General features: G+C 71.9%; 15 protein-coding genes. 5 read left to right on the top strand and 10 right to left on the bottom strand.

Features of this window, described 5'->3' with window-relative positions:
- Positions 1–241: 241 nt before the first annotated feature.
- The 3 genes from rplT to infC all read right to left on the bottom strand — a co-directional run bounded on the left by rplT (position 242) and on the right by infC (position 1,763).
- Entirely contained in the window at positions 242–625 is a 384-nt protein-coding gene (gene rplT, locus ACWDR4_RS48105) for a 50S ribosomal protein L20 (RefSeq protein WP_019066261.1), read from the bottom strand.
- A gap of 102 nt (positions 626–727) precedes the next feature.
- Positions 728–922, bottom strand: a complete 195-nt coding sequence (gene rpmI / locus ACWDR4_RS48100; protein ID WP_003947156.1) for a 50S ribosomal protein L35 — start codon at positions 920–922, stop codon at positions 728–730.
- A gap of 106 nt (positions 923–1,028) precedes the next feature.
- Positions 1,029–1,763, bottom strand: coding sequence for a translation initiation factor IF-3 (gene infC / locus ACWDR4_RS48095; protein ID WP_450418289.1), 735 nt, complete (start codon positions 1,761–1,763; stop codon positions 1,029–1,031).
- Between the two features lie 368 nt (positions 1,764–2,131).
- On the opposite strand from infC, the gene ACWDR4_RS48090 reads away from it, so the two are divergent.
- Entirely contained in the window at positions 2,132–2,518 is a 387-nt protein-coding gene (locus tag ACWDR4_RS48090) for a DUF1844 domain-containing protein (protein WP_450418288.1), read from the top strand.
- A gap of 23 nt (positions 2,519–2,541) precedes the next feature.
- On the opposite strand, the gene ACWDR4_RS48085 is transcribed toward ACWDR4_RS48090, so the two are convergent.
- Positions 2,542–3,273 (bottom strand): SseB family protein, encoded by a 732-nt coding sequence (locus tag ACWDR4_RS48085; RefSeq protein ID WP_450418286.1) that lies wholly within the window; start codon positions 3,271–3,273, stop codon positions 2,542–2,544.
- Positions 3,274–3,422: 149 nt separating this feature from the next.
- Between ACWDR4_RS48085 and ACWDR4_RS48080 the strand changes: the two genes are divergently transcribed.
- Complete coding sequence (locus tag ACWDR4_RS48080) at positions 3,423–4,499, top strand: serine hydrolase (protein WP_450418284.1); 1,077 nt, start codon at positions 3,423–3,425, stop codon at positions 4,497–4,499.
- A 39-nt stretch (positions 4,500–4,538) separates the two neighbouring features.
- Here the strand turns inward: ACWDR4_RS48080 and mycP are convergent, their stop codons facing one another.
- Positions 4,539–5,744 (bottom strand): type VII secretion-associated serine protease mycosin, encoded by a 1,206-nt coding sequence (gene mycP, locus ACWDR4_RS48075; RefSeq protein WP_450418282.1) that lies wholly within the window; start codon positions 5,742–5,744, stop codon positions 4,539–4,541.
- Positions 5,741–8,809: a hypothetical protein gene (locus ACWDR4_RS48070; protein WP_450418280.1), complete on the bottom strand. Its 3,069-nt coding sequence runs from the start codon at positions 8,807–8,809 to the stop codon at positions 5,741–5,743. The genes mycP and ACWDR4_RS48070 overlap by 4 nt, the downstream gene beginning before the upstream one ends.
- Before the next feature lie 256 nt (positions 8,810–9,065).
- Here ACWDR4_RS48070 and ACWDR4_RS48065 point away from each other — a divergent pair, with 256 nt between their 5' ends.
- Positions 9,066–10,268 carry an amino acid deaminase/aldolase gene (locus ACWDR4_RS48065; protein ID WP_450418279.1) on the top strand — a complete coding sequence of 401 codons (1,203 nt, stop codon included), beginning with the start codon at positions 9,066–9,068 and terminating at the stop codon, positions 10,266–10,268.
- Positions 10,269–10,292: 24 nt separating this feature from the next.
- Here the strand turns inward: ACWDR4_RS48065 and ACWDR4_RS48060 are convergent, their stop codons facing one another.
- From ACWDR4_RS48060 to ACWDR4_RS48045, 4 genes are all read right to left on the bottom strand, one after another.
- On the bottom strand, positions 10,293–11,198 hold the full coding sequence (locus ACWDR4_RS48060) for a DUF2510 domain-containing protein (protein WP_450418277.1): 906 nt from the start codon (positions 11,196–11,198) through the stop codon (positions 10,293–10,295).
- A 93-nt stretch (positions 11,199–11,291) separates the two neighbouring features.
- Complete coding sequence (locus ACWDR4_RS48055) at positions 11,292–12,074, bottom strand: 3-oxoacyl-ACP reductase (protein WP_450418276.1); 783 nt, start codon at positions 12,072–12,074, stop codon at positions 11,292–11,294.
- A gap of 25 nt (positions 12,075–12,099) precedes the next feature.
- Entirely contained in the window at positions 12,100–13,464 is a 1,365-nt protein-coding gene (locus ACWDR4_RS48050) for an aldehyde dehydrogenase family protein (RefSeq protein ID WP_450418274.1), read from the bottom strand.
- 65 nt (positions 13,465–13,529) lie between these two features.
- Positions 13,530–14,900, bottom strand: a complete 1,371-nt coding sequence (locus ACWDR4_RS48045) for a glutamine synthetase family protein (protein WP_450418272.1) — start codon at positions 14,898–14,900, stop codon at positions 13,530–13,532.
- 95 nt (positions 14,901–14,995) lie between these two features.
- Here ACWDR4_RS48045 and ACWDR4_RS48040 point away from each other — a divergent pair, with 95 nt between their 5' ends.
- A complete protein-coding gene (locus ACWDR4_RS48040; protein ID WP_450418270.1) occupies positions 14,996–15,736 on the top strand; it encodes a FadR/GntR family transcriptional regulator in 741 nt (246 codons plus the stop codon).
- 126 nt (positions 15,737–15,862) lie between these two features.
- Complete coding sequence (locus ACWDR4_RS48035) at positions 15,863–16,561, top strand: gamma-glutamyl-gamma-aminobutyrate hydrolase family protein (protein WP_450418268.1); 699 nt, start codon at positions 15,863–15,865, stop codon at positions 16,559–16,561.
- Positions 16,562–16,641: the final 80 nt, after the last annotated feature.

The following is a 16,641-nucleotide window of genomic DNA, read 5'->3' as shown; positions in this document are numbered from 1 at the left end:
GTCCTCAGCTCGGTGTCACGGTCCTCGTCCGTCTCCACGGCGGCTTCGAGTTCGGCGTCGTAGCCGCGCACGATCCGGGTGGGGACGGCGGGGCCCCTGCTTTTCAGGGGCGCGGGGAACTGCGCGAGAAGCCCCACCGGGCCCGCACCCGACAACGCACCCAAAAACGCCCGGGCCCGCAGGCGGCGAACACCTGCGGGCCCGGGGTCACATCACACGCTGCGAAAGGCCAGCGTCAGCGTCACGCAGCCTTGGGCGCGTTGACGTCCGACGGCAGAGCCTTCTGCGCGACCTCGACGAGCGCGGCGAACGCACCGGCGTCGTTGACGGCCAGCTCGGCCAGGATCTTGCGGTCCACCTCGATGTTCGCGGCGTTCAGACCCTGGATGAAGCGGTTGTACGTGATGCCGTTGGCGCGGGCAGCGGCGTTGATGCGCTGGATCCACAGCCGACGGAAGTCGCCCTTGCGCTTCTTGCGGTCGTTGTAGTTGTAGACCAGCGAGTGGGTGACCTGCTCCTTGGCCTTGCGGTACAGACGCGAACGCTGACCGCGGTAGCCGGAGGCGGCTTCGAGGATCGCCCGGCGCTTCTTGTGGGCGTTTACTGCCCGCTTGACGCGTGCCACTTTTTAACTCCTTGTAGCGGGGCCGTGGTTGTCGTCACACGGCCCGGATTTCGACAGGGTCCCGGTCTTCAGACGTACGTACGGCGCGCGGGCGCCGGTACGTCACTTGCCGAGAAGCTTCTTGATCTTCTTGGCGTCGCCCGGGGCCATCTCGGCGTTGCCGGTGAGACGACGCGTCAGACGGGACGACTTGTGCTCGAGCAGGTGGCGCTTGCCGGCGCGCTCGCGGAGCACCTTGCCGGAGCCGGTGATCTTGAAGCGCTTGCTGGCACCGCTGTGCGACTTGTTCTTCGGCATAGCGCCGTTCTCTCCTCGTCAGTGGCGTTCCGGTGCCCGGTCAGGAAACCGGGCACGGTGGAACGTCATATGTATGGGTTGGCATCCCAGGGCGTGAGCCCCGGGATCAGACCTCGGCCGATGCCTCGGCCTGAGCCTCGACGGTCTCGGCCTCGACGGTCTCGGCCTCGGCGGTGTCGACGTCGTCGGCGATGTCCTCGCCGTCCGCGTCGCTCTCCGCGGCGTTCTGCGACTTGCCCGGGTTGGCCTTCGCTTCCGCCTTGCGGGCCGCCTGGGCCTCACGGGCCTCGGCCATCGCCTCGGTCTTCTTCTTGTGCGGACCGAGAACCATGATCATGTTCCGGCCGTCCTGCTTCGGGTTCGACTCGATGAACCCGAGGTCCTCGACGTCCGAGGCGAGCCGCTGCAGCAGTCGGTAGCCGAGTTCCGGCCGGGACTGCTCGCGACCACGGAACATGATCGTGATCTTGACCTTGTCGCCCTGCTTGAGGAACCGGACGACGTGACCCTTTTTGGTGTCGTAGTCGTGCGGATCGATCTTCGGCCGGAGCTTCATTTCCTTGATGACCGTGTGCGCCTGGTTCTTGCGCGCCTCACGGGCCTTCATGGCCGACTCGTACTTGAACTTCCCGTAGTCCATGAGCTTGCAGACCGGCGGGCGTGCGCTCGCCGCCACCTCGACCAGGTCGAGGTCGTACTCCTGCGCAAGCTCCAGGGCCTTGGCAAGCGGAACAATCCCGACCTGCTCGCCGCTGGGACCGACAAGTCGCACTTCGGGAACGCGAATCCGGTCGTTGATGCGGGGCTCGGTGCTGATGGATCCTCCTCGGTAGCACCACACGGCGGTCTGGCGGACCGCCGCGTATGTCTCTGATGACAATGGGACCAACCACCGTGGCACACGAAAAATGCCCCGACGGGACACAGGCGGGGCTCCAAAGGAATACCGGAGCACCGCCGCGGTCAACCGCGGGGCGCACATCGGGCGACTCCATCGTCCGTACGGAACGATGGTGGCCGCCTGACCGGGTGACCCGCCGTCCGCGAGGACAGCCGGGTGGGAGATCGGAGCCTCCACTTGTGGGCCGGGCACGTGAATGCCCAGCCGGTCGTGACAAAAGGTTAGCACCAAGTAGGGGGTGTAGCTAATCGGCTGGTAGCGGACGCCCGCACAGAGGCGCCCGGCGCCCTGGGCCTATCGTGTGGGCCATGAGTGAGACCCCTGCCCAGAGTCCCGAGAGTACCCAGAGCGGTTCCCAGGGTGCCGACTTCGACGCCATGACCCGCGACATCGCCGAGGTCCCGGCGGTCGAGGTGATCGTCACGGTCGCCGTGAACCTGATGAGCGCCGCCGCCGTGAAGCTCGGTCTGACCGACGAGGGCGACAAGTACAAGGACCTGGACGAGGCCCGCAAGCTGGTGCACGCCCTCGCCGGCCTGCTCGACGCGTCCACGACGGAGATCAGCTCCTTCCACGCGGCCCCGCTGCGCGACGGCCTGAAGTCGCTGCAGCTGGCGTTCCGCGAGGCGTCCCTCGTCCCCGACGAACCGGGCCAGGGCCCCGGCGAGAAGTACACGGGCCGGATCTACGGCTAGGACGCGCGTCGGGAACGTACGCGTCAGGAACGTACGTAAAGGGGCTCGCCAGGAGGTACTGCCCCGGCCGGCAGCAGTGCCAGGTCGAGGCCGCGCACCAGGCGGGCCCTGAGCGTCTCGTCGGCGGCGAGGCGTCCGGCGACCGCGCGGGCAGCGTCGGCCGGGGGTGCGGCAGGGTCCAGGACCAGCGCGAGGGTGCCGTCGGCCTGTCCCGGGCCCAGGTGGGCGCGGACCACGGCGGGCTCGGCGGCCACAGCGGCCCGTACGGCGTCGACCACGGCGGGATCGGCGAGCGGATCGGCCGTCGTACGCCCCTCGGCGAGCGCGCGCAGCGCGGGTCCGGTCAGCTCGTAGGGCACGGGGCCGGCCAGGTCGAGCACGATCGTGTCCGCCTTCTCGTGCACGGCGGCCTGGATGGCCTGGTGCAGGGGTACGGCGACGGGGCGGGCGGCCGGGTCCCAGCGGGCGAGGGAGTCGGTGGACGTGAAGGCGGGCAGCGCGGTCCGGTCCCCGGCTCTCAGGGTTGGTACGGCCATGTCGCTGGTCTTCTCGTGGCGCAGCCCGTTCTCGTCCTCCTCGACCTCCCCGAGCACCGCGACGACGGGGACGAGCAGCCGGGCGTCCTTGAGGGCCGCCAGCACCGGTCCGACGGCGGTGCGGTCCTCGGCCCAGGCCGCCAGCGCGGCGCTCAGCCGGGGGTCGGCGGTGCCGTCGTCGTCGGGGAAGCCGGAGTCGGGAATGTTCTTGTTCGCCACGGTGACCGACCCTATCGGGGGATCGCTCCTGGGCTTTCGCCGCCCCGGAAACCCGCCGTTCACCGGATTCACGGGATTCTCAGGCAGAGCTGACACACATCTAACATTCGCCTAATCCACCGCACAGTCACGGCCGTCAGCATCGCGGCATGGCCTCTGAGACAGCTCCCCGACGCCGGTCGCTCGTCCACATCGCCATCGCCGCCGCGGTCGTCATGGGCGGTACGGGGGTGGGTACCGCGTATGTGAAGGCACAGGCGCACGCGGGCCGCGTATCGTCGGCGTCGCCGGCCTCTCCGTCCCCCTCCGCGTCGGCGTCGGCGTCGAGTTCGGCTTCGGCTCCGGCTTCGGTGAGCGAGGAGGCGTCGGTGGAACCCGTCGCGGATCCCACGGTGGCCCCGGACACGCTGCTGTCCGAGGCGATGAAGCGGGTGACGGCTGCGGCCGAGGACGGGGCGAAGGTGTCCGTGGCCGTGCTCGACGTCAAGTCGGGCGCCAGTGCCACGTACGGGGACGGTGCCTTCGACACGGCGAGCATCGTCAAGATGGACATCCTGGCGACGCTGCTGCTCCAGGCGCAGGACGAGAAGCGGAGTCTCACCGCGCAGGAGAAGCGGTACGCCACCGCGATGATCGAGGTCAGCGACAACGCCTCGGCGTCGGCGCTGTGGACGGCGATCGGAAAGGCGAAGGGGCTCGCCGCCGCCAACAAGCGCTTCGGGCTGACGGACACCGAGGGCGGCACGGGCATGCTGTGGGGCCTGACCCAGACCACGGCGGCCGATCAACTCACTCTGCTCCAGCAGGTGTTCGCGGGGAGCGGGGAGGCGTCGCAGCTGAGCGGGGCGTCCCGGACGTATCTCCAGGGCCTGATGGACTCCATAGCCGTGGACCAGGACTGGGGGGTGTCGGCAGCGGCCGACGGAGGTACCGCGGGTTCCCGATTCGCCCTGAAGAACGGGTGGTTGCCGCGTACGGCGACCGGGCTGTGGGACATCAACAGCGTCGGGCGGGTGACGGCGGCGGACGGGCGGGAGTTCCTGGTCGCGGTGGTGTCGAACGGCAACACGACTAAGGCGAAGGGGATTTCGCTGGTGGAGTCGGCGGCGCGGGCGGCGGTTTCGGTGTTCGACAGCACGGACGCGAGTGCGAGTGCGGACACGGGTGCGGCCAAGGCCACGACTGCTGCCGACGCCACGAAGTCCGGTGCCGCTAGCGGGTCCTGACGGGCAGCCAGGTTGCCGAGGTTCGTCGGCGGCTCGGGCTCAGAAGTCGTCGTCGTACGAGTCGTAGGCGGGCTGGGTGACCGTCCTGCGGCGACCGCGCCACAGCGGGACCGCCGCGATCAGGAGTACGGCACCGAGGCCGCCCGCGACGGGCCCGGCCCAGCCGACGGAGTCGTCCTTCTCGGGGGCCGCGTCGGGGCCCGTACCGAAGTACTTCTTGCCGTACTCGGCCGACTCGAGGTCTTCCGGCTTGAGTTTGCCCGCCGCCTTGATGGCCGCCGCGGGGTCGATGAAGCCGAAGCCCCGGGAGTCGTCCCGGCCGCCGTCGGGCGAGTTGCGGGCGGTGTCCTCCAGGAGCTTCTTGATCTGGGCCGGGGTCAGTCCGGGGTGGGCGGCCTTGACGAGGGCGACGGCGCCGGAGACGAAGGCGGCGGCTGCGCTCGTGCCCCAGCCCTCGTAGTAGCGCTGGTCGGGGGCGGCGATGACGACGTCGACGCCGGGGGCGCTGACCGTGGCGTACCAGCGGCGGGTGGAGAAGGAGGCGCGGGTGCCGTACTTGTCGACGGCGGTCGCGGCGATCACGCCGGGGTAGGCGGCCGGATAGGAGATGTGGTCGCCCTTGTCGCCGCCGTTGCCGGCCGAGGCGACGACGACGGCGCCCTTCTCCAGGGCGTACTGGACGGCCTCGTCCTCGGCGGGTTCGGGGTGGGCGGACTTGGAGTCGTCGCCGAGGGAGAGGTTGATGACGTCGGCGCCCTGGTCGGTGGCCCAGCGGATGCCTTCGGCGAGGGCGTTGCCGCGGGTGTTGCGGGCCTTGCCGCGGGCCGAGTCGCCGTCTTCGAGGATCACGCGGACGGGGAGGATCTTCGCCTCGGGGGCGATGCCCATGACGCCGTCGTCGTTGTCGTAGCCATGGCCGTGACCGGCGATGATGCCGGCCATGGCGGTGCCGTGCTTGGCCCAGGCCGCGTCGCCCTCGCGGGCTCCGAAGCCGACCATGTCCTTGCCGGCGAGGACGTTGCCGACGAGGTCGGGGTGGTCGGCCTCGACGCCGGTGTCGAGCACGGCGACCGTGATGCCCTTGCCCTTGGTCGTGCGCCAGGCCTCCTGTGCGTGCATGGCGTCCAGGGCCCACTGCTGGGCCCGGATGCCGTCGGCGTACGCGCTGGTGGCGGGCAGGAGGCTGAGGGAGCCGGCCAGGAGGAGAACGAGGAGCCCACTGCGGGCCGTGCGGGTCCGGATCATGACTGCTGCTTCGCGGCCGAGCTGACGGTCTTTCGCAGGGCCCGCTCCACACGGTCGGCCAGGCCCTTCGCCTCGTGGCCGAGGCCCGCCTGGGCGGGGGCGGTGGTGGCGCCGGCGACCATGGCCGCCTCGGCGGGCTGCGGCGAGTCGACCTTCCGGCCGTCGGCCCAGCCGGAGACGGCGTACGCGACGACGGGGGCGTCAGTGAGGACGGAGATGGTCCAGGAGGCGCGCTGGGCGTCCGTGAAGTCGGCGGCGACGGTGTTCTTCGCGGCGTAGGGACGGGGCATCAGGTCGGTACGTCGGTCCAGCTTCTCGGTGCTGAAGCGGGTGCGCAGGGCGCCCATCGCGGTGGCGTCAGCCTTGGTGAAGAGCAGACCGACGGTGGTGACGTAACTCTGGGTCTCGTCGGTGTAGGTGGCGCGCAGGAGGCGCTGGCAGCCGACGGGTGCGAGGGCCTTGAGCAGCAGCGGGTCGAAGGCGTCGGCGCAGCCGGTGTCCGGGGCGACGGCGATCCGGATCCAGGTCCGGTCGGCACCGCCGGGACCGGCTCCGTCGCCGTCGACGGTGGGCGGGAACAGCTCGTCCACGGGAACGCTGTGCCAGAGACCGGCGGCGGTGGTGAACGCGGTACGCGCACCGGCGTCCCCCGACTCGTCCCCGGTCAGCCAACTCCCGGTCAGCGCACCCCCGATGAGCCCGAGCCCGACCACGGCACAGGCAACGGCAAGCAGCACCCGCCCACTGAAGGAGCGGTGCCGCCCCCCGATCCCGTACACATCGGGCTGACCAAGCGACACAAAGGCCCGCCCGGAACCGACACCACCGGGATCGCCGTAGGGCGCGTTCCAGGAGAGCGCGGGGTCGGGCATGCCGGGGGCGGGCGGCGCGTTCGCGGGGCGCGGGGGGTCGGCGGGGGCCGGAGGCATCTCGGCGGCGCCCGGACGCCCGCTCGACGCCTTCAGCGGATCGGCCACGGGCACGTTCGAGAGATGCGGCCGGCCGGCCGGGGCGGAAGGCGCACTCGCCGGGGCATTCTCGGCGGCGCGGAAACGGCCGCCGGAAGCCTGAGGCCGGTCGGCCACGGACGGGTCCGAGCGGTACGGACTGCTGGTTTGAGCGGAGGGCGCGTCCGCCGAAGGCACCTCAGCGGCACCGGAACGGCCACCCGACGCCTGAGGCCGGTCGGCCACGGACGGATCCGGGCGGGACGGACGGCTGGTTTGAGCGGAGGGCGCGTCCGCCGAAGGCACCTCAGCGGCACCGGAACGGCCACTCGACGCCTGAGGCCGGTCGGCATACGGACGACCAACCGGGCCGGAAGGCTCGCCCGCCGAAGGCACCTCGGCAGCGCCGGGACGCCCGCCCGACGCCTGAAGCCGGTCGGCCGCAGCCGGGGCCGAGAGATACGGCCGGCCAACCGGGGCCGAGGGCCCGCCTGTCGGACGCGGAGGGTCTGGAGGCGCCGGAGAGTCGGCCACGGGCGCGCCCGCGAGGTACGGGCGGCCTGCCGGGGCGGAGGGCGCGTTTGTCGGGCGCGGGGGATCGGCGGGCGCCTGAGGCATCTCGGCGGTGCCCGGACGGCTGCCCGGCGCCTGAGGCCGGTCGGACGGGTCCGAGAGGTACGGGCGGCCACCGGGGGCGAAGGACCGGTCCGGGGTACGGGGTCCTGCCTGGGGTGCGTCGGTGGAGCGCGGCTGGTGGCCGAAGCCGGGGCGGCCGTTCGGGCCGGGGGCCGTCTCGCCGGTGCGCGGCTGGTCGGTCGGCCGGGGAGGGGTGGCCTGCGGGAACTTGCGGAGACGCCGGGTCGTCTCCGACTCGGTCTCGGCGAGGGCGGTCGGGCGCCAGGGTGCCACGGGCGGCTCGTGGGTCGGGCGCGGCGGCAGATCGGGCCGGGGGCGCGGTGCCGCCGGGATCCGGCCGGCCGGCGGCGCGTCGGGGAGCCGGGCCGAGGAGGGCGGCGGCGGAGGCGGGGCTATGGGCTCGGTGCCCTCGCGGAAAGGGGCGCGCAGGTGCGGGAAGCGGGGCGGGACCCCGTCTTGGGTGGCGTTCGGCGCCGTCGGCGGGGCGGGGGCGGCCGGTGCGCCGGGGGCTGTCGTCGCGCCGGGCCCGGTCGAACGCGGGGCCGCCGCGCCGGGAACGGTCGTACGAGAAGTCCCCTCACCGGAGGACGTCGAGCCGGAAGACGCCGGGCCGGAGGATGCCGAGTCCGAGAACAGCGAGCTGGAGGACGCCGAACCGGAGGACGTCAAGCCCGAGGGCCCCGTGCCGGAAGGCGCCGAACCCGAAGACACCCAACCGGAGAACACCGAACCCGAGGACGCCGAACCCGAAGACACCGGACCGGAGGGCTCCGTACCGGAAGGCGCCGAGCCGGAAGACACTGGGCCAGAAGACGCCGAACCCGAGGACGCGGGACCGGAAGGCACCCGGCCGGAGGACACCGAACCGGAAGCCGTACCGGGCGCCCAGATGTCGTTCTCGGCACCCGGGCGGGGGTCCGACGGGGGCGACGGCACACAGGGCGTACCGGCGGTGCCGGGCACACGTCCGGACGTCGTGCTCGTCGCGTCGTCGATCGCGCCGGGCGGGTCGCCCGCACTACCCGCACCGGGCCGATCGCCCGTGTTGCCCGTGCCGTTCCGGTCGGCCGTGGTGCCCGCACCCAGCCGGTCGCCCGGACTGCCAGTACCGGCCCAGTCGCCCGCGCTGCCCATACCGTTCCGGTCGCCCGCACTGCCCATACCCAGCCGGTCGCCCGGACTGCCAGTACCGGACCAATCGCCGGCGCTGCCCATACCGTTCCGGTCGGCCGTGCTACCAATGCCGGGCCGATCGCCCTCACTGCCCGCGCCCAGCCAGTCGCCCGAGTTGCCCGTCCCGTTCCGGTCGGACGTCGGCCCGTCCGCCGGCGTGCGCGGTCCCGGCGTACCGAAACCCGATGTGCGGCGCGCGCCGTCCGACGCACCCCCCGCGTCCCCCGCCGTCTCGTCCGTCGTGTCGTCCGTGGCCGGTGGAGTGGACGGGTGTGGAGGGATGGAGGCGCGGCGCGCTTCCGTGCTCATGCCACCCCCCGTTTCCTCGTACCGACGGCAGGGCCGGCGGAGTCCGTGCGGCGCGGGACGCGGCCGTCCCGGGCACGCATACCCGCGCGGGCGTGCCGCCATCCGGGCGCGTAGCTCCGCGCGCGGTGGCTCCTCCCTGCGTGAAGCGTCACTCTACGGGTTGACCCCCACCGAGCGGGAACCAGTCCGCGGCACCGTGGCTTCTGCCCGGATCGTCCCCCTACCCTGCGGTAATCGTGTCTGGCAGGCTTCGTTCATGACTGCCCGCGCCGCTGACCGGGCCCGTTACGACCGGGCCACCGCTCACCTCGACGCCCCGCTCGCGATCGTCGACCTGGAGGCCTTCGACGCCAACGCCGACGACGTCGTCCGGCGGGCCGCGGGCAAGCCGATCCGCGTCGCCAGCAAGTCCGTACGCTGCCGGACCCTGCTCGAACGCGTGCTGGCCCGGGAGGGCTTCGCGGGCATCATGTCGTTCACCCTCGGTGAATCCCTCTGGCTCGCGCGGTCGGGCTTCGACGACATCCTGCTCGCCTATCCGTCCGCCGACCGGAAGGCCTTCGCCGAGCTGGCCTCCGATCCGAAACTCGCCGCCGCCGTCACCGTCATGGTCGACGATCCGGCTCAGCTCCGGTTCATCGACGACGCCCGGGGCGGCGGACGCGAAGTCGTGCGCGTCTGCCTGGAGTTGGACACCTCGCTGCAGCTGCTCCGGGGGCGGGTGCGCATCGGGGCCCGGCGGTCGCCGTTGCGCTCCCCCGACCAACTCGCCGAGCTGGCCCGGGCCGTCGCCCGGCGGCCCGGTTTCCGGCTCGTGGGGATCATGGCGTACGAGGGGCACATCGCCGGGGTCGGTGACGCGGTCCCGGGGCAGCCGGTGCGTTCGCGGGCGATCCGGCTGATGCAGGCCACGGCCCGGCGCCAACTCGTCGAGCGGCGCGCGGCGGTCGTGCGCGCGGTGCGGGCCGTCGCGCCTGATCTGGAGTTCGTCAACGGCGGCGGTACGGGCAGCGTGCAGACCACGGCCGCCGAGGACGCGGTCACCGAGATCGCCGCCGGGTCCGGGCTCTACGCACCGCGGCTCTTCGACAACTACACGTCGTTCAGGGGGCGTCCGGCCGCGCTGTTCGCCCTGCCCGTCGTGCGCCGGCCTGGGGTCGGGGTCGTCACGGTGCTGGGCGGCGGCTATCCGGCGTCCGGCGCCGCGGGGGCGGACCGGCTGCCGGTGCCGTATCTGCCGGAGGGGCTGCGGTACGACGCCCAGGAGGGCCCGGGTGAGGTGCAGACGCCGTTGCTCGGCGCGCCCGCCGACGATCTGCTCGTCGGCGACAAGGTGTGGTTCCGGCACGCGAAGGCCGGTGAGCTGTGCGAGCGGTTCGAGGTGCTGCGGCTGGTGGCGGGCGACACGGTGACGGCGACGGTCCCGACGTACCGGGGCGAGGGCCACACCTTCCTGTAACCCCCAACTCCCTGTTGCTTTGGCTCAGTTCGACGCGCCGATGCTGCTGCCCACTCCCCCGCCGGTGTCCGCGTCGCCGATCGGCCGGATGCCCTTGGTGATCTGGTCCAGGTCGGTGAGCGGCGGCCCGTCCGGGCCCGCGTCGACGGCGAACCGGACGATGACCGGTGCCCCCGTACCGACGGTGGACGGGAAGGCGAGCGACTGGACGTAACCGCCGGGCCCGGCCTCGGTGGTGACCCGCCAGCGGACGAAGTAACCGGCGCGGCCCGCGACGGCGACCGTGCCCGAGCCGACGATCCGGTGCCCCGTGATCCCGCCGAAGGGCCGGCCGCCGATGCGGTCGCGGTCGTACGCGTCGTCGGCCGCGTCCGCGATGTCCGCCCTGGCCAGGGCCTCGGGCGAGGTCTCGGCGTTCTCGGTGACCGTGCGCGAGACGACCCGGCCGTGGTGGCAGACGCCGGGATCGCCGGGGCAGTCGTAGGTGCCGTCGGTGGTCATGACGACATCGTCCTCGGTGACGAACTCGGGCCTGGCCCAGCCGTCGAGGAGGGGGAAGGTGATGCCGTTCAGTTCGTCGGCCACACGGGTGGGGGCTCCAGAGGCAGAGGAGGTGGCGGTGGGTGGGGTGTCCGGGGGCGAGGGGGCCGTGCTCGTAGCTGCGGTGTTCGTCTTCGTCCCCGTGTCGTCGCCGCCGCTCAGGACCAGCACGCCCGTGACGATCGCCGCGACCAGGACCCCTGCCGCCGCCGAGAGGACGGTGGCCCCGGCCCGGCCTTCGCCCCCGCCGGGCTGCGGCGGGGGCAGAGGCGAAGGCGTGGGTGCCTCGGGTACGCGCCGGTGGTCGGTCCAGGCCGTGCCGTCCCACCAGCGTTCCGTGTGCGGGGCGGACGGGTCGCGGTACCAGCCGGGCGGTGGCGTCGTGCTCATTCCGGCACCATAGGGCGCGCCCCGAGCGGTTTCCGTACATGTTCCAGCATGTTCCAACGTGTGCCAAAACCCGGAAAGCGTACGGCTGTTGCCCTACACGGGAGTGACGTACGCGCCCGCGATGCCGCCGTCCACCAGGAAGTCGGTGGCGTTGACGAAGGACGAGTCGTCGCTGGCCAGGAAGGCGACGGCGGCGGCGATCTCGTCGGCCTCGGCGAACCGGCCGACCGGGATGTGGACGAGCCGGCGGGCGGCGCGCTCGGGGTCCTTGGCGAACAGTTCCTGGAGGAGCGGGGTGTTGACCGGGCCGGGGCAGAGGGCGTTGACGCGGATGCCCTCGCGGGCGAACTGGACGCCCAGTTCACGGGTCATGGCGAGGACGCCGCCCTTGGAGGCCGTGTACGAGATCTGGGACGTGGCGGCGCCCATCCTCGCCACGAACGACGCCGTGTTGATGATGGAGCCCTTGCCCTGGCGCCGCATGTAGGGGATCGCGGCCTTGCAGCACAGGAAGACGGAGGTGAGGTTGACCTCCTGGACGCGCTTCCAGGCCTCCAGGCCGGTGTCCAGGATGGAGTCGTCGTCGGGCGGCGAGATACCGGCGTTGTTGAAGGCGATGTCGACGCTGCCGTAGGTGTCGTACGCCGTCTTGAACAGCGCCTCGACCTGTTCGGGGTCGGTGACGTCGACCTTGACGAAGATCCCGCCGATCTCCTCGGCGGCCTGCTTGCCGCGGGTCTCGTCGACGTCGCCGCAGACGACGTGGGCGCCCTCGGAGGCGAGCCTGCGCGCGGTGGCGAGGCCGATGCCGCTGGCGGCACCGGTGATGACGGCGGTACGGCCGACGAGACGCCTGCAAATGCTCTCTGCGGTCACTGTGCGGGCCTTCCGTGCTAGAGGTCTAGATGGTGCTGATGAAGACGTTCTTGGTCTCGGTGAAGGCGGTGAGGGCGTCCGGGCCCAGCTCGCGGCCGATCCCGGACTGCTTGAAGCCGCCGAAGGGCGTCCAATAGCGCACGCTGGAGTGCGAGTTGACGGACAGGTTGCCCGCCCGGACGGCCTGCGAGACGCGCAGGGCGCGACCGACGTCCCGGGTCCAGATGGAGCCGGAGAGACCGTAGTCGGTGCCGTTGGCCAGTTGGATCGCCTCCGCCTCGTCCTCGAAGGGGAGGACGACGGCGACCGGTCCGAAGACCTCCTCGACGGCCACGCGCGCGTGCGGGTCGACGTCGGTGAGGACGGTCGGCGGGAACCAGAACCCGGGGCCCGCGGGCGCCTCGCCCCGGATGCCGGCCAGGTCGTCGGTGACGTACCCGCGTACGCGGTCCAGTTGGGCCCTGGAGATCAGCGGGCCCATCTGGGTCTTCTCGTCGGCCGGGTCGCCGACGAGGACGGCTTCGACGGCGGGGGCGAGGAGCTCGAGGAAGCGGTCGTACACGGAGCGCTGGACGAGGATGCGGGTGCGGGCGCAGCAGTCCTGGCCGGAGTTGTCGAGGAAGGACATGGGGGCGGCGGCTGCGGCGGCCTCGATGTCCGAGTCGGCGAAGACGATGTTGGGGCTCTTGCCGCCGAGTTCGAGGGTCACGCGCTTGAGGAGCGCCGACCCCTTCGCCAGCACCTGCTTGCCGACGCCGGTCGACCCGGTGAAGACGATCTTCGCGACACCCGGGTGCTCGACGAGCGCGTTGCCCGCGACGGGACCGTGGCCGGGCAGCACCTGGAAGAGGCCCTCGGGAAGGCCTGCTTCCAGGGCGAGTTCGGCCAGCCGGAGGGCGGTCAGCGGGGTCGTCTCGGCGGGCTTGAGGATGACCGCGTTGCCCGCGGCGAGCGCGGGTGCCGTGCCCCAAGCCGCAATGGGCATCGGGAAGTTCCAGGGCGCGATGACGCCGACGACGCCGAGGGGTTCGAGGATCGTGATGTCGAGGCCGCCGGCGACCGGAATCTGACGCCCAGTCAGCCGTTCCACTCCCCCGGCCGCGTAGTCGAGCAGATCGCGGACGTTGCCGGCCTCCCAGCGGGCGTTGCCGATGACGTGCCCGGCCTCCCGCACCTCCAACTGGGCCAGTTCTTCGAGGTGTTCGTCGACGATGGCCGCGAAGCAGCGCAGCAGCCGGGCGCGGTCGGCGGGCGCGAGGGCCGCCCAGCGGGCCTGGGCGTGCGTGGCCCGTACGACGGCCGCGTCGACGTCCTCGCGGGTGGCGGCGGGGAGGGTGGCGACGATGTCCTCGGTGGCGGGATTGAGGACGTGGAGTTCCCCCTCGTACACAGGTCGGTGCTCGTGTTGATTTTCATGCTCGTACGACAAGGAAGGACCTCTCACAGGCGTTCGAATCACAGGCGTTCGAAGGAGCGGCGAAGCTCCCAGTCGGTCACCGCGGCGTCGAAGGCGTCGAGTTCGACGCGGGCCATGTTGCGGTAGTGGGCGACCACCTCGTCGCCGAAGGCGGCCTCGGCGATGGGGCTGTTCTCCCACAGCTCGGCGGCCTCGCGCAGGGTGGTGGGGACGTGGGCGTACTCGCCGGTGTACGCGTTGCCCACGCACGCCTCGGGCAGCTCCAGCTTCTGCTCGATGCCGTACAGCCCGGCGGCGACCAGCCCGGCGACCGCGAGGTACGGGTTGACGTCACCCCCGGGCAGCCGGTTCTCGAACCGCATGGACCGCCCGTGGCCGACGATCCGGAGGGCGCAGGTGCGGTTGTCGTACCCCCAGGCGACGGCGGTCGGCGCGAACGACCCCGGCTGGAATCTCTTGTACGAGTTGATGTTGGGCGCGTAGAGCAGCGAGAAGTCCCGGAGGGCGGCGAGCTGCCCGGCGAGGAAGTACCGCATGACCTCGGACATGCCACCGGGGTCGGCCGACGTACCGGCCATGACGTTGGTGCCGTCCGAGTCGGCGAGCGAGAGATGGATATGACAGGAGTTGCCCTCGCGCTCGTTGTACTTGGCCATGAAGGTGAGCGAGTAGCCCTCCTGGCTGGCGATCTCCTTGGCGCCGGTCTTGTAGACGGCGTGCTGGTCGCAGGTGACGAGGGCGTCGTCGTACTTGAAGGCGATCTCGTGCTGGCCCGGGTTGCACTCGCCCTTGGCGGACTCGACGATCAGCCCGGCGCCCGTCATCTCGTTGCGGATGCGGCGCAGCAGGGGCTCGATACGGCCGGTGCCGAGGACCGAGTAGTCGATGTTGTACTGATTCGCCGGGGTCAGGTCACGGTAACGGGCGTCCCAGGCCTGCTCGTACGTGTCCTTGAAGACGATGAACTCGAGTTCCGTACCGACCTTGGCGGTGAACCCGTGCTCGGCGAGCCGTTCCAGCTGGCGGCGGAGGATCTGGCGGGGCGCGGCGACGACCGGGGAGCCGTCGTTCCAGGCGAGGTCGGCGACGAGGAAGGCCGTACCGGCGTTCCAGGGCAGCCGCCGGAGCGTGGAGAGGTCCGGGTGCATGGCGAAGTCGCCGTAGCCACGCGCCCAGGAGGACATCTCGTACCCGTCGACGGTGTTCATCTCGGTGTCGACGGCGAGGAGGTAGTTGCAGCCTTCGGTGCCGTGCTCCAGGACGTCGTCGAGGAAGAAGCGGGCGGCGAACCGCTTGCCCTGGAGCCGCCCTTGCATGTCGGGGAAGGCCAGGACGACAGTGTCGATCTCACCGCTCGCGACGAGGGCGTGCAGTTCCTCGACGCCGAGCGGGGGTGTGCGGTCTGCCACGGGAAAGCTCCTTCGGCTTCTGCGCGTTTTTTCAGCCGGGCCGGAAGCCATAAGGTATTGCGGAGAACCATTGCTTGGGAAGGGGGCACGGCCAGATGTCGCTGGACGCTGAGGGCGGCCTGGAGGACCGGTTGACGCCGGTGCTGCGGCCTGTGCGGGCGGGCAACGGTTTCGAGGAGGCGCTGGAACAGATTCTGCAGGTCGTACGGCTGGGCCTGGTACCCGGGGGCGAGCGGCTGCCGGCCGAGCGGGAACTCGCGGAGCGCCTCGGGATCAGCCGGGTGACGCTGCGCGAGGTACTGAAGGTGCTCCAGGACCAGGGGCTCGTGGAGTCGCGGCGCGGCCGGTACGGCGGCACGTTCGTGCTGCCGCGCGGCGACGCGGGCGCGGGCGGCGAGGACGAGCTGCGGCGGCGGATCAGCGCGGTCGACATAGAGGACGTACTGCGCTTCCGGGAGGTGCTGGAGGTGGGCGCAGCGGGCCTGTGCGCACAGTACGGACTGTCGGCGGAGCAGGCGGGGCGACTGCGGGAGGCGCTGGCGCGCACACAGGACGCGCCTCTGTCGGACTACCGTCGCCTGGACACCCTCCTCCACCTGACCCTGGCCGAGCTGTGCGGCTCCCCGACGCTGACGTCGCAGTACGCGGCGGTACGGGCGACGGTGAACGACCTGCTGGACTGCATCCCGCTGCTGGTACGCAACCTGGAGCACTCGCAGCGCCAGCACGCGGCGCTGGTGGACGCGGTGCTCGACGGGGACGCGGACGGCGCGCGGGAGATGATGCGGGAGCACTGCTCGGGGACGGCGGCGCTGTTGCGGGGGTTCCTGGCGTAAGGCTGTTCGGCGTGTGAGACGCGGGTTGCCTGATGGGGCGAGGGTCGGCAAAGGTATGGCGGTACGCCATTGGACGCCCGATCGGACGCCCCATTGGATGCCCCATTGCATGTCAGGGAGGCCCTCGTGACGACCGCCGGACGACGCCCGCTCATCGGCGTCAGCACCTACCTGGAGGCCGGCGCGCGCTGGGGTGCGTGGGAGCTGCCCGCGGCGCTGCTGCCTGCCGGGTATCCACGGCTCGTGCAGCGGGCCGGGGGCATCGCCGCGATGCTGCCGCCGGACGACCCGGCACACGCCGCCGCGACGGTCGCCCGGCTCGACGGTGTCGTGATCGCGGGCGGTCCGGACGTCGATCCGGCCCGGTACGGAGCGGATCGCGACCCGCGCACGGGGCCGCCGGCCGAGGCGCGGGACGCGTGGGAACTGGCGCTGATCGAGGCGGCGTTGGCGTCCGGGACGCCGTTGCTGGGCATCTGCCGGGGTATGCAGCTGCTGAACGTCGCCCTGGGCGGCACGCTGGTGCAGCACATCGACGGGCACGCGGCGACCCTGGGGGTCTTCGGCGACCACACCGTGAAGCCGGTACCGGGGACGCGGTACGCGGAGGCGGTACCGGAGGAGACGTCGGTGCCGACGTTCCATCACCAGGCGGTGGACCGTCTGGGGAGGGGGCTGGTGGCGTCGGCGTACGCGGGGGACGGGACGGTGGAGGCGGTGGAACCCGGGGTACCGGGTTCCGGGTGGGTGTTGGGGGTGCAGTGGCATCCGGAGATGGGGGAGGACTTGCGGGTGATGGGGGCGTTGGTGGGGGCGGTGGGGTAGGGCTTTTTTTCTCGCCCCCGCCGCCCCTACCCATTCCCATCCCCGGGGGGGGGGGGGGCCCCCCCCCCCCCCCCCCCCCG

The organism is Streptomyces sp. NPDC000878 (genome assembly GCF_053599695.1).
Note: the sequence above shows the minus strand (reverse complement) of the source record. Positions and strands in the feature narration are given on the sequence as shown.

Bases quoted from the DNA above. Each gene is read 5' to 3' on its own strand.
- rpmI (WP_003947156.1), bottom strand. From the start codon at position 922: ATGCCGAAGAACAAGTCGCACAGCGGTGCCAGCAAGCGCTTCAAGATC.
- ACWDR4_RS48090 (WP_450418288.1), top strand. From the start codon at position 2,132: ATGAGTGAGACCCCTGCCCAGAGTCCCGAGAGTACCCAGAGCGGTTCC.
- ACWDR4_RS48080 (WP_450418284.1), top strand. From the start codon at position 3,423: ATGGCCTCTGAGACAGCTCCCCGACGCCGGTCGCTCGTCCACATCGCC.
- mycP (WP_450418282.1), bottom strand. From the start codon at position 5,744: ATGATCCGGACCCGCACGGCCCGCAGTGGGCTCCTCGTTCTCCTCCTG.
- ACWDR4_RS48070 (WP_450418280.1), bottom strand. From the start codon at position 8,809: ATGAGCACGGAAGCGCGCCGCGCCTCCATCCCTCCACACCCGTCCACT.
- ACWDR4_RS48065 (WP_450418279.1), top strand. From the start codon at position 9,066: ATGACTGCCCGCGCCGCTGACCGGGCCCGTTACGACCGGGCCACCGCT.
- ACWDR4_RS48060 (WP_450418277.1), bottom strand. From the start codon at position 11,198: ATGAGCACGACGCCACCGCCCGGCTGGTACCGCGACCCGTCCGCCCCG.
- ACWDR4_RS48040 (WP_450418270.1), top strand. From the start codon at position 14,996: ATGTCGCTGGACGCTGAGGGCGGCCTGGAGGACCGGTTGACGCCGGTG.